This window comes from Streptomyces sp. TS71-3, from assembly GCF_018327685.1.
Taxonomy (GTDB): domain Bacteria; phylum Actinomycetota; class Actinomycetes; order Streptomycetales; family Streptomycetaceae; genus Streptomyces.
Genome location: NZ_BNEL01000001.1, coordinates 4,265,710 through 4,280,087, shown reverse-complemented (window position 1 = coordinate 4,280,087; position 14,378 = coordinate 4,265,710). Strand labels below are relative to the sequence as shown.

The following is a 14,378-nucleotide window of genomic DNA, read 5'->3' as shown; positions in this document are numbered from 1 at the left end:
GAGGTTGTCTCCGCTGGTCGAGCTGACGGTGTCCAGAGTGCGCATCAAGGACGCCGGAGGCTTGAACGCTCGTGCGGCACCATGGGCAGATGACGTCTTCCGCGGAGCGCGCGGCCTACTGGCGGGTCCCCGGGCTCGCGCTGGAGGCCATGCACGCCCGCTTCAAGCGGTACGCCTATCCGATGCACGCCCACGACACGTACTCCTTCGGGGTCACCGACGACGGTGCCCAGTCCTTCGTGTGCAGGGGAGAGCGGCACGTCAGCCCGGCGGGACTGGTCATGGCGTTCAATCCGGACGACCCGCACGACGGGCAGTCGGCCGCGGGCCGCGGATACCGCTACCGGATGCTCCATCTCGGCGAGGATCTGCTCCGGGAGGTTCTCGCGGACGCCTCCGCCGGCAGAGCCGGGCTGCCGCTCTTCGACGCCCCGGTGGTGGACAGGCCCTCCCTGGCCCGCGCCGTCGCCCGCCTCCACACCGCCGTGGCCGGCAACGCGCCCCGGCTGGTCGTCGAGGAGCGCCTCACCGCCGCCGTGCTGGCCCTGACCCGTGACGCCGCCATGCGCCCGGCACGCCCGCCCGAGCCGCGCGGACGCGTGGACGCGGGCGCCATGGCACGGGCCCGCGGTCTGCTGCGCCGGCGGTTCGCCGAGAACGTCACCGCCGACGAGCTGGCCCAGGTGGCCGGTTGCAGCCGCTTCGCGTTGTACCGGGGCTTCCGCTCGGCGTACGGCTTCGCGCCCAGCGACTACCAGCGCGATCTGCGGTTGCGCCGCGCCCGTGCGCTCCTGGCCCAGGGCGTGGCGCCGTCGACCGCGGCCGCCGAGACCGGCTTCGCGGACCAGGCCCACCTCACCCGGTGGTTCGCCCGGACCTACGGCGTCACCCCGGCTGCTTACCGTGCGGCGCTGCACATGGGCGGCGGGCGATAATGGCGCACGCCGCCAGGGGCGGCGCCGGGCATGACCGGCAGCGGGCCCACCAGCCCCCTCAGCCCCTGAGCGCGCAGACCGGCAGCGGTCCAGCCCCTGGCGTGCACGACCGGCAGCATCCCGGCCCGTGGCCGCGCATGACGGGCAGCGGCCCAGCTCCCGCCCGGTGGCCCGTGCTCCGGTGCGCGAAGATGCCCGGCTCCCGTGGGCCCGACAGGCCGCGCCCGCGCACGCCTCTGCGCGCACGGGCACGTTCCGCTCACGTCCTGATGCCGGTGTGCGGCCCCCCGCTCACGCCCACCGGCCGGCCTCACTCGCTGGAGCGGCGCCCCCGCCGGGCGACCACGGTCGCCACGCCGATGGCCGCGGCCACCGGCCATTCGACCGCTCCGACGACGGCGAGCGCGCCGAGACCGCCGTAGAAGGCCAGCCGCTCGGGCGGTGGCAGCTTGACGCCCGGCATGCCCGACCGGGCCGCCTGCATGCCCGCGGTCAGGTCCTCCCTGGTCAGGTACGGGACGGGGACCGAGGGGTGTGCCATGTGCACGTGCGGCCCCTGCTCCTCGGGCTCCTTGCTCCGGGCCCGGGCCCGGGCGCTCGTGGCGCGGGCGCTGGTGCTGCGGGCGCTCGTGCTGCGGGCGGTGGCCTTGGACTTCTCGCGCGTGGCGGGTGCGGACTTCCGGGGGCCGCTCGTGCGCGTCCGGGCCTCGCCCCTCGCCTTCTTCTTCCCTGATGTGCTCGCGGTGCTCGTCATACGGCTCGCCTCCTCCTGTCGCGTCTCCCCCGTCTCCCCCGCGTGGACCGGGCAACATCCCTCCCCATGGTCCGGGCAACGCCTCACTTTCTCGCGTACCGGAGCCAAACGGGTGCAAACAGGCATATAAAATTACATAGAGTTCATGTGCCGGTACGCTTCGCTTGTCGGCGAGGTGTGGGTGGTGATCCATGAAGGTCCCGGGAATCGGGGTGCTGAACGGGTTGCTCACGGGCGCCGCACGGAACGCCCGACCGCCTGCGGCCACCGCCGGATCCGCGGCCACCGCACGCTCCCGCGTGCTGAGCTTCACGGGCGGCCGCCTGCACATCCTGGTGCGCGGCCTGCGAGGGCCGCGGGCGCGCGGGATCGCGAAGGAGCTCGAACGGCGGCTGGCCGCCCACCCCGCCGTCGAGTGGGCCGCCGTCAACGGCGTGCTCCAGGCCGTCGTGATCGCCACCGGCGGCGGCGCCGAGGAAGAGGCCGATCTGCTGGAGGAGCTGCTCGCCGTCGTGGAGGACGTCGAGCACGCGCACGAAGCCGGCGGGGAGCCGCTGCCGGCCGGTCACCCGGGCGCGCCCAGGCCGGCCGGCAAGATCGTCTGGTCCCTCGCCTTCCAGGCCGCAGCCCTGCCCGTCGCCGCCGCCGGCCGTCTCGTCCGCTTCGTCCCGCTGCCGTACGAGGTGGCGGCCGTCATCTCGGAGATCGACTACGAGCCCCGGCTGCGCCGCCTGGCCGACGCCGCCCTCGGCCGCGACAACGCCGGAGTGGTGCTCGCCGCGCTCAACGCCGTCTTCCAGGCGGGCGCGGGCGGGATCCTGGGCCTGACCGTGGACGCCGCCCGGCACGGGCTGCTGGTCGCCGAGATGAGGAGCGCGCGTGCCGCCTGGCACGAGGCGGAGCCCGGCATGGCCGGGACGAGGGAGCGCGCGGCGGCCGGCGCGCTGCCGGAGGTGCCGCCGCGGGTGACGCCGTTGCGCAACGGCCCGGTCGAGCGGTACACGGCACGGTCGGCCCACGTCGCCGGTGCCTCCTTCGCCGGGGTCCTCGGCGTCCGCCGCCGCCCGCGCGCCGCGGTGGCCGCCGCCCTCGCGACGATCCCCAAGGCGCCGGTGCTGGCCCGAGAGGCCTTCGTCTGCATCCTCGGCGGCGCTCTGAACACGCGCGGCACGCCGGTGCACGCCCCCGGCTCGCTGCGCCTGCTGGACCGGATCGGCACGCTCGTCCTGGACACCGGCGGCCTGTCCGAGGGCACCTACCGGCTCGCCGACCTCGTGCCCCTGGACAAGGACGCGCAGGCCGGAAAGCTCGCGGCGACCGGGCACCGGCTGTTCGACCCGGGCGATCCGGACCGGCTCGCCACCGCCCGCGGCTGGCGGCTCGGCCCCCTGGAGGACCTGCGGGTACGGGGGCGCACCGGCCGCCGCGCCGCCGCGGCGCTCGCCGAGCAGGACGCCCGGCTCCTCGGGCTCGCCGAGGGCGACCGGCTGATGGCCGTCATCAAGGCCGTCCCCGAAGTGCCGGACGCGGCACGCCTCCTGGTGGCCGCGGCCCACCGCTCGCGGCTCCGCGTCGTCGCCCGCGGACCCCGGGCCGGGGCCGTCGTGCCCGATGCCGACGAGATCGCGCCGGACGGCGAGGAGGCCGTCGCCACGGTCCGGCGGCTCCAGGCCGGCGGGCGCGGGGTGCTGCTGGTCTCCGCCGACCGTGCCGCCCTCGCCTGCGCCGACATCGGCGTCGGCGTCGCACGCGCGGACGGTGTCCCCGCCTGGGGAGCCCACGTGTACGCGCTGTCCGCCACCGCCGCCCTGCCCCTCGCCGAGGCGTGCGGCCCGGCGCGGACCGTCTCCCGGCGCGGCGTACGGCTCGCCCAGGCCGCCGCCGGGGCCGGCGCCGTGACGGCGCTGACCGGTCCGGACCGCCGCCCCGCCGTCCGCAGCATGGCCGCCGTCAACGGCGCGGCGGCGCTCGGCATGGTGTACGGCGCGTGGAGCGCCGTCCGGTTGCTGCGCCGCCCGCCCGATCCGGTGCCGGCCCGGGAGCCCTGGCACGCGATGCCCGTCGACACGGTGCTGGCCCGCACCGGCAGCCGGCCCGAAGGGCTGGCGGACGCGGAGGCCGCGCGCCGCGCCGCCCCCGGCCAGGTGGGCCCCCGGCAGCCGTCCCTCATCCGGTCCGTCGCCATCGAACTGGCCAATCCGCTCACCCCCGTGCTGCTCGGCGGGGGCGTGCTGTCCGCGGCGGTCGGCGGCGTCGTGGACGCGGCCATCGTCGTCGGTGTGACGGTGCTGTCCGGCGTGGTCGGCGGCGTACAGCGTCATCTGACGGAGCGTGAGGTGCGCCGGCTGCACGAGGGGGCAGAGACGACCGCCTTCGTCGTGCGGGACGGGCGGAAGCGCAGGATCCCCGCCGGGGAACTCGTCGTCGGCGACATCGTCCACCTCTCCGGCGGCGACGTGGTGCCCGCCGACTGCCGGCTGACGGACGGTGAGGGACTGGAGGTGGACGAGTCCGCGCTCACCGGCGAGTCCATGCCGGTCGCCAAGAGCCCGGACCCCGTCCTGGCCGCGGACGTCGCCGACCGCACCTGCATGGTCTACGAGGGCACCACCCTCGCCACCGGGCACGGCACCGCCGTCGTCGTCGCCACGGGTACCGACACCGAGGCCGGGCAGAGCGCGCTGACGGCCCGCGGTGCCTCACCGGCCGTGGGCGTCGAACGGCGGCTCGCCCGCATCACCCGCACCGCGCTGCCGGTCGCGCTGGGCTCGGCGGGCGCCGTGATGGCCGCGGGGCTGCTGCACCGCCACCCGCTGCGCGACAGCATCGGCGCCGGTGTGGCACTCGCCGTCGCCAGCGTCCCCGAGGGCCTGCCGTTCCTGGTCTCCGCCGCCCAACTCGCCGCCTCCCGGCGGCTCGCCGCGCAGGGCGTGCTGGTGCGCGACCCGCGCACCATCGAGGCGGCCGGCCGCGCCGACGTGCTGTGCTTCGACAAGACCGGCACCCTCACCCGGGGCCGCATCGAACTCTCCGGCGTCGACGCGGGCGGAGCCGAACGGCCCCTGGGGCGCCTCGCGTCCGCGCAGCGCGCGGTGCTCGCCGCCGGTCTGCGCGCCACGCCCCGGGCGCGGGCCGACCGGCCGCAGGAGCACGTCACCGACCGTGCCGTCACCGAAGGGGGGAGGCGCGCGGGGGTGCGCGCCTCCGAGGGCGCGTCCCACTGGCGCCCGGACGCCCACCTGGCGTTCGAGCCCAGCCGCGGCTACCACGCCACCCGCGGCCGTGCCGGGCGGATCCGGATGCTGTCGGTCAAGGGTGCCCCGGAGGAGGTCGTCCAGCGCTGCGCCACCCACCGAGGCCGGCGCGTCGACGCCGCCGAACTGCTGGCCCGCGCCGACAAGCTGGCCTCGGCGGGCTACCGGGTCCTTGCGGTCGCCGAACGCCGGGACGCGGCCGGCGGCGAACTCGACGACGACGCCGTGGCCGGACTCGACTTCCTCGGCTTCCTGCTGCTCAGCGAGGAGGTCCGCAGTGACGCGGCCCGCTCGGTGCGCCAGCTCGCGGACGCCGGCGTGCAGATCGTCATGATCACCGGTGACCATCCGCAGACCGCCGAGGCCATCGCGCGCGAGCTGAAGGTCCTCGACGGCCACCGCGTCGTCACCGGCGCCGAGCTCGACGAGCTGGACGACGGCGCCCTGGACGCGCTGCTGCCCTCCGTCGGCGTCGTGGCCCGGGGCACCCCCGCGCACAAGGTCCGGGTCGTGCAGGGCTTCCAACGGCTGGGCCGCACGGTCGCGATGACCGGCGACGGCTCCAACGACGCCCCGGCGATCCGGCTCGCCGACGTCGGCATCGCACTCGGCAGGCGCGGCACGCCCGCCGCGCGCGCCGCCGCCGACCTCGTCGTCACGGACGACCGCCTGGAGACGATCCTGGCCGCGCTCGTCGAGGGCCGCGCCATGTGGGCCTCGGTCCGCCGGGCGCTCGCCATCCTCGTCGGCGGCAACTTCGGCGAGATCGGCTTCACCCTGCTCGGCTCGGCCCTGAGCGGCTCCTCGCCGCTGACGGCCCGTCAACTCCTGCTGGTCAACCTCTTCACCGACCTCGCCCCCGCCATCGCCGTCGCCCTGCGCAGGCCGGCGGCCAGTACCGAGGAACGGCTGCTGGAGGAGGGTCCGGAGGCCTCGCTCGGCGCCGCGCTCACGCGCGAGATGACGGTGCGGGCCGTCACCACCGCCGCCGGCGCGGGCGCGGCCTGGATGGCGGGACGGGTCACGGGCCGGCCGGCGCGCGCCCGCACGATCGCGCTCGCCGCGCTCGTGGGCGCCCAGCTCGGCCAGACCCTGGTCGCCGGCAGGGGCAGCCCCCTCGTCGTCGGCTGCGTGGCCGCCTCCGCGCTCACGCTCGTGGGCATCGTCCAGACGCCTGGCGTCAGCCACTTCTTCGGCTGCGTCCCGCTCGGCCCCGTCGCCTGGTCGACGGCCGTGGCCTGCGCCGCGGTCGCCACGGCTGCGTCCGTCCTGTTCTCCCCCGCGACCGGAGGACCGGGCCGGACGGAGCCGGCGCCCTCCCGGACGGCCGCGGGGGAGCGGGCCCCGGACCGCGGTGCGGCCAGGACCGCGGAGCCGTCGCTCGGCTGACGGGCATCGGCCTCAGCGGGGTGGGTCCACCGCGCGGTGCGGGGTCTACCGCGCGGCGACGACGGCCGCGCGGTAGGCCGCCGGCGTCACGCCCATGACGCGCCGGAACCAGCGGGTCAGGTGGGCCTGGTCGGCGAACCCGACCAGGCCGGCGGCCTCGGCGGGACGGTGCCCGGCGTCCAGCAGCGTCCGGGCGCGCGCGACCCGGTGCTGGGCGAGCCAGGCGTACGGCGGCATGCCCAGGGTGTCGCGGAAGGCGCGCAGCACCTGGTAGCGGGAGAGGCCGAAGAGGGCGGCGAGCTCCGCGAGCGAGGGGGGCGCGAGGAGTTCTTCGGCGAGCCGGTCCCGGACGGCGAGGGCGATACGGCGCGCGCCGGGCACCACGTCGTCCACCGGGCGCGCGCTGCCGTGCCGCCGTGCCAGCACCGTCAGCAGCCACGGCACCCGGCACTCGGCCTCCAGGGGGTCGGGACGGGCGGCCGTGTGGAGGGCCACGGGGGTGGCCGCGTGGCCGGCGGGTGCCCCGTCCGGCCGGCCGCCACCGAGCCGGGGGTGGCCCGGCTCCGTCCGCCAGATGCTTCCCGTCCCGGCGCCGCCGCTCAGCTCGATGTGGGCCGTGCTCAGCGCCGCCGCCAGTTCGGGGTCGTCGAGGACGGGTTCACGGAAGTGCGGGAGGTCCCGGGTGCCCTCGGCGAGCAGCGGGAGCGCCGGATACATGGCCCGGTAGGCGTACCCGGCGCCGGCTCCGGGGCCTCCGGTGTGCGCCTCGCCCGGTCCGAGCACCACGACCGTGCCCGGGCCGACGTGCAGCTTCCCGCCGCGGTAGTCGATGATCTCGCTGCCCCCGACGCAGACCCCGACGGCGAACTCGGCGTGGCTGTGCGGCGCGTAGCGGTGCTGGTCGAAGCGCGCGGTCAGCAGGTCGAGGCGCTGGTCGCCACCGAGGTCGGCCCTGCTCCACACGGCGAGCTCCCGCGGCGCCTTTCGGCGTCCCTGGCGCGGTACGCCGGGGACGCTCGCCTGCGGCGTCCACTCGCCCTGCGCGCGCGGTCCGCTCTCGGGCGCCCCCTGCCGGACGCTCTCGCCCGGCACCCGGCGCTCTGCCTCCCCGGCTCTGCCCACTCCCCCACCTCGCTCGTTCGTCCTTGCGAGGGTGCAACGCCGGACGGGGGTCTGTCATGCCCGTGGCGGCGGATTACTGGTGGCCGGGTTCCTGGCGGCGCGTGCGGTAGCGTTCGTCACGGGTGATCGGGAGGCGCGGCGCGGGGGTGCGGGTGAAGGAGCGAACGGTCAGAGGAAGTCCGTGGTCTCCAACTCGAAGCCGAAGGGCTCGGGGAGCGGCAGTGCCTTCCCGAACGGGACGGTGCAGAGCTGGCGGTAATCGTCGCCCTCTGGCTCGCTGAAGAGCGTCAGGGAGGCCGCTTCGCGGTCCACCAGGAGGTAGAGCGGGATTTCACCGCGGGCATAGCAACGACGCTTGTCCTCCCTGTCACGCTGTGGCTTGGCCGAGGTGACCTCAAGCACCAGGGCGACCCCATTGGGCGGCATCCACGCTTCGGCCCCTCGGAAGAGTCGCATGTCACGCGGGGCAAAGGTCGCGTCCGGGATGACGTGAGCAATTGGTTTGGCCGTCCCGCTCGGGAGTTTCAGCCCCTTGTTCCCGGCGAATTGCATACGGGTCCGGGACCTCCTGCTCACCTCGTCGGCGATCAGGCCGATGTAGTCCTCGTGATCCCCGTCCGGCGGCGGCGTCACAACGATGTCCCCCTCGATCAGTTCGGCCCGGAAGCCTTCTGGCGTGTCGAGCGCCAGGAAGCCGTCCAAAAGGACCTCCGCTTCCGTGAGCGGTTCGTGCGGCATGGCCGTCATGTCGCGCTCCTCCCTTGGTCGCTCGCCAGACTCGGGCATCGATGATCAACCGTCCACCGGATCGAGGGGTCTTACCTCGATCGTGTCACAGGGCGGGGTGCCTGTGCCCGCCTTCCGACGTGTGGCGGCAGGGAACCCGACCGGCCCCCGCCACCCCGTACGCTGGCCCCGGGCCATGCCCCCATCCGCACCTGGACCGCCCCCTGGACCGACGAGGAGACCTGATCGTGCTCGTGCTGTTGCCGCCGTCCGAAGGCAAGGCCTCCGCCGGGCGGGGGGCGCCCGTGAAGGTGGACGGGCTGTCGTTGCCGGGACTGGCGGGTGCGCGGGCCGCGGTGCTCGACGCGCTGGTGGCGCTCTGCGCGGGAGACGGCGAGAAGGCCCGGGAGGTGCTCGGGCTGAGCGAGGGGCAGCGGGGCGAGGTGGCCAAGAACGCCGAGCTGCGGACCGCGGGCACCCGGCCCGCGGGCGCCCTGTACACCGGCGTCCTCTACGACGCGCTGGACCTGGCGTCCCTGGACGCGGCGGCGAAGCGGCGGGCGACACGGTCGCTGCTGGTCTTCTCCGGGCTGTGGGGCGCGGTCCGGGTGACCGACCGGATCCCGCCCTACCGGTGCGCGATGAACGTCAGGCTGCCGGGGCTCGGTGCGCTCGGGACGTACTGGCGGCCGGTCATGGCCGAGGTGCTGCCCGAGGCCGCGGACAGCGGGCTGGTGCTCGACCTGCGGTCGTCGGCCTACGCGGCGGCCTGGCGACCGAAGGGGCAGGTGGCGGAGCGCACGGCGACGGTGCGGGTGCTCCAGTCCGAGATCGTGGACGGGGTGGAGCGGCGCTCCGTGGTCAGCCACTTCAACAAGGCCACGAAGGGCCGGCTGGTGCGGAGCCTGCTCTCCTCGGGCGCCGCGCCCAGGACCCCGGCCGATCTCGCCGGGACGCTGCGGGACCTCGGTTTCACCGTGGAGGTGGCCACGACCGGCGGGCCGGGCCGGCCATGGGCCCTGGACGTGGTGGTGACGGAGATCCACTGACCCGCTGATCCGTTCACCGGCTGACCGGCCGGACGGAGCCCCGACCGCCCGGCTCCCCCTCGGCCGCCCTCCCTTGTGCGCGCACGCACCGTCCTCTACCCTCGTCCGCGGCTTTCGAAGCGCTTCGATCGAGGGATCGAGTCGAACGGCTTCACGCGGCCACGGAGACGCACTCCGCACGCCGGGGCACGCACGCTCGCGCACGTACGCACACGCCAGGCCGCACCGCACCCGAACCACACCCGCACCGCAGCGGCACCGTCGAAGCTCATCCGCACCGTCGAAGCGCATCGAAAACCGAGCCCGGTACGCCGGGTGAGCCGCCCGGTGCCGGAACCGCGCCAGTGCCCCATGCGCGCCTCCCCGGCGCGCCGATCAGCGCTCGGACCCGTACGGCCAGCACCTCCGCACCCCACCGCGGCCATGGACGGGGTGCGGCGCCATCCCCCACACCATGGAAGGGACAACCATGGAACGTCGCACGCTGAGCAGGTTCTTACTCGCCCCCGCCGTCGCGGGGACCGCCTTGTTCGGCCTCTCCATCGCTCCCGTCCAGGCCGCCCCGGCGCCCGCGCCCGCCGCGCACGCCTGGACCTCGTCCGACCAGTGGGGCACCTGGACGAGCCCCGACGGCTACACCCTCTACAACGACATCTGGGGCTCCGGAGCGGGCAGCCAGACGATCTGGGCCGACTCCTCAAGCACCTGGGGAGTGACGGCGAACCACCCGGCGACCGGCGGCGTCAAGGCGTACCCGAACGCCAAGAAGGTCGTCGACAAGCCGCTGTCCTCGCTCGCCTCGCTCACCAGCAGCTACAACGTGACGGTGCCGTCCGGCGGCGCGTACAACACCTCGTACGACATCTGGGACACCGACTACGACTACGAGGTGATGCTCTGGGTCAACTACAACGGTGCCGTGGGCCCGATCGGCAGCCAGCAGGCTACGGTGTCGCTGGGCGGCAGCCAATGGGCGGTCTACAAGGGCGACAACGGCTCCAACCAGGTCTTCTCGTTCCTGCGCACCTCGGACTCGGCGTCCGGCACGGTCGACATCCTGCCGATCCTGAAGTGGATCGAGCAGCAGGGCTGGTGGCGGGGCGAGACGATCGGCGACGTGCAGTTCGGCTACGAGATCACCTCGTCGCCCGGCGGCATGGACTTCACCACGAACAGGTACAGCGTCTCCTCGCGCTGACCGGGCACCACCGGCCCCGGCGGGGCCGGGCGGCGCGTCGGAGCCGGGGCACCCCGGCCGCTCGCCCCGGTCCCGCCGTCGCCTGCTCTCAGCCGGTGCCCTCGGCCGTCAGCGCCGCCGCGTCCCGGGAGAGGGAGGTGACCCGCTGCCAGTCCCCGGCGGCCACGGCGTCCTTGGGCAGCATCCAGGAGCCGCCCACGCAGCGGACGTTCGGCAGGGCGAGGTACTCGGGCGCCGAGGCGTGCGTGACGCCGCCGGTCGGGCAGAACCGGGCCGCCGGCAGCGGTCCCGCCAGGGACTTCAGGAAGGGCGCGCCGCCGGCGGCCTCGGCCGGGAAGAACTTCATGTCCCGCACCTCGCGGTCCAGCAGCGCCATCACCTCGGAGGCCGTCGAGACCCCCGGCAGGAACGGCGCGCCGGACGCCTCCATCGCGTCCAGCAGCGCGGGCGTGGCGCCGGGGCTGACCAGGAAGCGCGCTCCGGCCGCCACCGCGTCCTCCGCGTGCCGGGGCGAGACCACCGTGCCCGCGCCGACCACCGCCTCCGGCACCTCCTCGGCGATCGTCCGGATCGCCTGGAGCGCGACCGGGGTGCGCAGCGTCACCTCGATCGCCGTGAGCCCGCCCTCGACCAGCGCCCTCGCCAGCGGCACGGCGTCGTCGGCGCGGTCCACGACGACGACCGGGATGACGGGGGCGAGGTCGAGCACGGAGGGCGGCAGAGAAGTCATGGAGCCATCCTGCCCCTGATCGCACACGGTCTGCAAAGACCGTTGCAGTTCACGCAATGCGAGGGCACGGCGCCCTCGCTCCGGCGCGCCCGCCGGGGCCGACGTCAAGTGGTCGCGGGCAACGCGGCGTCGACGCCTGCCTGGACGGCCGCGGTCATGGCCGCCCGGTGCCGGGCGAGCCGGGCGGCCTCGTCGGCACCGTCCGGGTTGCGGATCTCCGGCGCCGTGGTGGCCCAGGCCTGGGCGGCCGCGACGACGAGCATCAGGATGTCCATCCCGGCCTCGACGCCGACGCCGTGGACCTCCGCGATCGCGGTGGCCTTGACGACGTGCGCTTCGCGCTCCAGCTGCGAGGCGCCGGGGCGTTCCAGCGCCTTCCACTGCGTGAGGCGCAGCAGTCCGGTGTCGGCGGTCAGCGCGTCGAGCAGGGCCCCGGTGTAGCCGGGCAGGTCCGCGGGGGTGAAGGGCACCATGTCGGCGAGAACCGTCAGCCGGTCGGCGAGCACGGCGTCGAACAGCGCGTCCTTGGAGCCGAAGTAGGCGTAGATGGCCTGCTTGTTCGCGGAGGCGGAGGCGGCGATGCGGTCCACCCGCGCTCCGGCCAGCCCGACGCGGACGAACTCGTCGAAGGCGGCGTCGAGCAGCCGGGCCCGGGTGGCGGCGGAGTCGTATCCCATCCCACAAGAGTAAACCAACCAGGCGGTTGCATTCCTGGGGCGGGCGGCCGGCGGCCATAGGTGGGCGGCCGGGCGGCCATAACGGCCACGGTGCCGATCGGCGCGATGGCTCCGCACCCTCGGCCCGGTGCACGCTCAAAAATCCCCGGACTCGCGCACTCCGGGCCGGGCCCGCCCCGGGCTCCGGCGGCCCGAGCGGGGGCGAGGGCCGCCCGGCAGGTACGTTTCGGTTGGTCCCGCCGCCCTGCCTGCACTGGAGACGCACATGGTCACTCTCGCCGAGGTCGCTCAGCATGCCGGTGTCTCGGCGAGCACGGTGAGCTATGTCCTCAGCGGCAAACGGTCCATCTCGGCGGCCACGCGGGCGAGGGTGGAGCAGAGCATCCGCAAGCTCGGCTACCACCCGAACGCGGGAGCGCGCGCCCTGGCCAGCAGCCGTTCGAACATCATCGCGCTGATGGTCCCCCTCCGCACCGACCTCTACGTGCCCGTCATGATGGAGATCGCCATCGCGGTCGCCACCACCGCCCGCGCACACGGCTACGACGTGCTCTTCCTCACCGGCGAGGAGGGGCCCGAGGCGGTGCGGCGGGTCTCGGGCAGTTCACTGGCGGACGCCATGATCCTCATGGACGTGGAGCTGGAGGACGAGCGGCTGCCGCTGCTGCGGGAGAGCGACCGGCCCGCCGTGCTCATCGGACTGCCCGCCGACACGGACCGGCTGACCTGCGTGGACCTCGACTTCCACGCCACCGGCGCGCTCTGCGTGACCCACCTGGCCGCCCTGGGCCACCGCGAGCTGGCGGTGATCGGCGAGGCGCCGGCGGTGTACGAGCGGCACACCGGCTTCGCCGTGCGGACCCTGGAGGGGGTGCGGGCGCGCGCCGCCGAGCTGGGCGTGCGGGTGCTGCACCGGCCGTGCGAGGCCGGGTACGCCGCGATGGCGGCCACCCTCGCCCGGATCTTCGACGAGCGGCCCGGCACGAGCGGGTTCGTCGTGCAGAACGAGTACGCGGTCGAACCCCTGCTGACGCTGCTGCGGCAGCAGGGCCGCGCGGTGCCCGAGGACGTGTCGGTGGTGGCCGTCTGCCCCGAGCAGGTGGCGGTGCAGGCGTCGGTCCGGCTCACTTCGGTCGCCATCCCCGCGCAGGAGATGGGGCGGCGGGCGGTCGAGCTGGTGGTGGCCAAGCTCGCGGGCCGCCGGGCGGACGAGATCGGCCTGCTGGCCCCGGAACTGACGGTACGGGCGAGTACGGGGCCGGTGGGGGGCGTGCCTGTGGAGCCGGGCGAGGGCATGGGGCCGGGCGAGGACACGGGGCCGGACATGGGCCCGGAGCCGGTCACGGGGCCGGGCGCCGGCACCGGGCCCGCGGCCGGCTGACGGAGGCGGGCGCCCCGCGGGAGAAGTCCCGCGGGGCGCCCGGGGCGGGGTGGGGTGCGGGCGGCGTACGCCCCCACCTGCGGATCCGGACAGCGGGATCCCGATCAGTGCGGTCCAGATCAGCGGGTCCGGATCAGCGCGGTCCAGATCAGCGGGTCCTGATCAGCGGGAAGCCGATCAGCTGGAACCCGATCAGCAGGAACCGGACCGTGAGACCCGGATCAGCGAGAACCGGCCCCGGAGCCACCCGTGAAGTAGTGCCCCTTGTCCAGGTCCTCGATGAGACCGGGGCCGACCGGGCGCCAGCCCAGCAGCTCACCGGTCACCGCGGCGGAGGCCGGCTGGTCGAGGGAGAGGATCCCGCCCAAGAAGCCGAACTCCTCGGCGGGGCGGGCGGCCGTCGGCAGGCCGAGGTGACGCCCGACCACCTCGGCGATGTCGCGGATCGGCACCCCCTCGTCGCCGACCGCGTGCAGCATCGACCCCGCCGGGGCCTGCTCCACGGCCAGCCGGAACAGCCGGCCGGCGTCCGACAGGTGCACCGCGGGCCAGCGGTTGGAGCCGTCGCCGACGTAACCGGCCACTCCCTTCTCCCGTGCGCCCGCGACGAGCCAGGCGACGAAGCCCTTGTCCCCTTCGCCGTGCACGGTCCGTGGCAGCCCCACGACGGACGAGCGGACGCCGCGCGACGCGAGGTCGAGGGTCGCCCGGGCGTTCGCGGCCCGCCCCGCCGCGGGAGAGCCCGGCGGGTACTCGGGATGGTCGCGCTCGGTCGCGACCCGGCCCGGAAGCGCGGGCGTACCCGAGGCGACGGCCAGGGGCTTTCCGGTGCCCTCCAGCGCCGCGCCGAGGGTCTCGACGGCGCGCGCATCCGCCTGCACCGAGGCGTCGAACCGTGAGAAGTCGTGGCCGAACGCGAGGTGGACGACCCCGTCGCTCCCGGTCGCGGCGGCGCGCAGGGTGTCCAGGTCGTCGAGACCGCCGCGGACCACCTCCGCCCCTCTCGCGGCGACGGTGCCGGCCGACGCGTCCGACCTGGCCAGCCCCAGGACCTCGTGCCCCGCTCCGATGAGCTCGGGGACGACGGCCGAGCCGACCCAGCCGGACGCGCCCGTGACGAATATCCGCATGGAAACCTCCCTGATGTCAGGAACTGCCATCAG

Annotated in this window: 11 protein-coding genes; 5 read left to right on the top strand and 6 right to left on the bottom strand. The window is 75.2% G+C overall.

Annotation, left to right across the window (positions count from 1 at the left end):
* Nucleotides 1-89 precede the first annotated feature (89 nt).
* Nucleotides 90-935 carry an AraC family transcriptional regulator gene (locus Sm713_RS17290; RefSeq protein WP_212910496.1) on the top strand — a complete coding sequence of 282 codons (846 nt, stop codon included), beginning with the start codon at nucleotides 90-92 and terminating at the stop codon, nucleotides 933-935.
* 310 nt (nucleotides 936-1,245) lie between these two features.
* On the opposite strand, the gene Sm713_RS17285 is transcribed toward Sm713_RS17290, so the two are convergent.
* Nucleotides 1,246-1,689, bottom strand: coding sequence for a hypothetical protein (locus Sm713_RS17285; protein ID WP_212910495.1), 444 nt, complete (start codon nucleotides 1,687-1,689; stop codon nucleotides 1,246-1,248).
* Between the two features lie 191 nt (nucleotides 1,690-1,880).
* On the opposite strand from Sm713_RS17285, the gene Sm713_RS17280 reads away from it, so the two are divergent.
* On the top strand, nucleotides 1,881-6,332 hold the full coding sequence (locus tag Sm713_RS17280; protein WP_212910494.1) for a cation-translocating P-type ATPase: 4,452 nt from the start codon (nucleotides 1,881-1,883) through the stop codon (nucleotides 6,330-6,332).
* A gap of 45 nt (nucleotides 6,333-6,377) precedes the next feature.
* Here the strand turns inward: Sm713_RS17280 and Sm713_RS17275 are convergent, their stop codons facing one another.
* Together Sm713_RS17275 and Sm713_RS17270 are read right to left on the bottom strand one after the other, a co-directional pair.
* Nucleotides 6,378-7,295 carry an AraC family transcriptional regulator gene (locus Sm713_RS17275; RefSeq protein ID WP_212912072.1) on the bottom strand — a complete coding sequence of 306 codons (918 nt, stop codon included), beginning with the start codon at nucleotides 7,293-7,295 and terminating at the stop codon, nucleotides 6,378-6,380.
* A 327-nt stretch (nucleotides 7,296-7,622) separates the two neighbouring features.
* Nucleotides 7,623-8,201: a Uma2 family endonuclease gene (locus Sm713_RS17270; RefSeq protein ID WP_212910493.1), complete on the bottom strand. Its 579-nt coding sequence runs from the start codon at nucleotides 8,199-8,201 to the stop codon at nucleotides 7,623-7,625.
* Nucleotides 8,202-8,428: 227 nt separating this feature from the next.
* On the opposite strand from Sm713_RS17270, the gene yaaA reads away from it, so the two are divergent.
* Both yaaA and Sm713_RS17260 read left to right on the top strand, forming a co-directional pair.
* Nucleotides 8,429-9,229, top strand: coding sequence for a peroxide stress protein YaaA (gene yaaA, locus Sm713_RS17265; protein ID WP_212910492.1), 801 nt, complete (start codon nucleotides 8,429-8,431; stop codon nucleotides 9,227-9,229).
* Nucleotides 9,230-9,698: 469 nt separating this feature from the next.
* Complete coding sequence (locus Sm713_RS17260) at nucleotides 9,699-10,427, top strand: hypothetical protein (protein ID WP_212910491.1); 729 nt, start codon at nucleotides 9,699-9,701, stop codon at nucleotides 10,425-10,427.
* A gap of 88 nt (nucleotides 10,428-10,515) precedes the next feature.
* On the opposite strand, the gene Sm713_RS17255 is transcribed toward Sm713_RS17260, so the two are convergent.
* Complete coding sequence (locus Sm713_RS17255; RefSeq protein WP_212910490.1) at nucleotides 10,516-11,157, bottom strand: bifunctional 4-hydroxy-2-oxoglutarate aldolase/2-dehydro-3-deoxy-phosphogluconate aldolase; 642 nt, start codon at nucleotides 11,155-11,157, stop codon at nucleotides 10,516-10,518.
* A gap of 104 nt (nucleotides 11,158-11,261) precedes the next feature.
* Complete coding sequence (locus Sm713_RS17250; RefSeq protein ID WP_212910489.1) at nucleotides 11,262-11,834, bottom strand: TetR/AcrR family transcriptional regulator; 573 nt, start codon at nucleotides 11,832-11,834, stop codon at nucleotides 11,262-11,264.
* Between the two features lie 265 nt (nucleotides 11,835-12,099).
* Between Sm713_RS17250 and Sm713_RS17245 the strand changes: the two genes are divergently transcribed.
* On the top strand, nucleotides 12,100-13,215 hold the full coding sequence (locus tag Sm713_RS17245; protein ID WP_249416343.1) for a LacI family DNA-binding transcriptional regulator: 1,116 nt from the start codon (nucleotides 12,100-12,102) through the stop codon (nucleotides 13,213-13,215).
* 221 nt (nucleotides 13,216-13,436) lie between these two features.
* Here Sm713_RS17245 and Sm713_RS17240 read toward each other — a convergent pair whose 3' ends face one another.
* Entirely contained in the window at nucleotides 13,437-14,345 is a 909-nt protein-coding gene (locus Sm713_RS17240) for an SDR family oxidoreductase (RefSeq protein ID WP_212910488.1), read from the bottom strand.
* Between the last annotated feature and the right edge of the window lie 33 nt (nucleotides 14,346-14,378).

Bases quoted from the DNA above. Each gene is read 5' to 3' on its own strand.
- Sm713_RS17290 (WP_212910496.1), top strand. From the start codon at position 90: ATGACGTCTTCCGCGGAGCGCGCGGCCTACTGGCGGGTCCCCGGGCTC.
- Sm713_RS17285 (WP_212910495.1), bottom strand. From the start codon at position 1,689: ATGACGAGCACCGCGAGCACATCAGGGAAGAAGAAGGCGAGGGGCGAG.
- Sm713_RS17280 (WP_212910494.1), top strand. From the start codon at position 1,881: ATGAAGGTCCCGGGAATCGGGGTGCTGAACGGGTTGCTCACGGGCGCC.
- Sm713_RS17270 (WP_212910493.1), bottom strand. From the start codon at position 8,201: ATGACGGCCATGCCGCACGAACCGCTCACGGAAGCGGAGGTCCTTTTG.
- Sm713_RS17260 (WP_212910491.1), top strand. From the start codon at position 9,699: ATGGAACGTCGCACGCTGAGCAGGTTCTTACTCGCCCCCGCCGTCGCG.
- Sm713_RS17255 (WP_212910490.1), bottom strand. From the start codon at position 11,157: ATGACTTCTCTGCCGCCCTCCGTGCTCGACCTCGCCCCCGTCATCCCG.
- Sm713_RS17250 (WP_212910489.1), bottom strand. From the start codon at position 11,834: ATGGGATACGACTCCGCCGCCACCCGGGCCCGGCTGCTCGACGCCGCC.
- Sm713_RS17245 (WP_249416343.1), top strand. From the start codon at position 12,100: ATGGTCACTCTCGCCGAGGTCGCTCAGCATGCCGGTGTCTCGGCGAGC.
- Sm713_RS17240 (WP_212910488.1), bottom strand. From the start codon at position 14,345: ATGCGGATATTCGTCACGGGCGCGTCCGGCTGGGTCGGCTCGGCCGTC.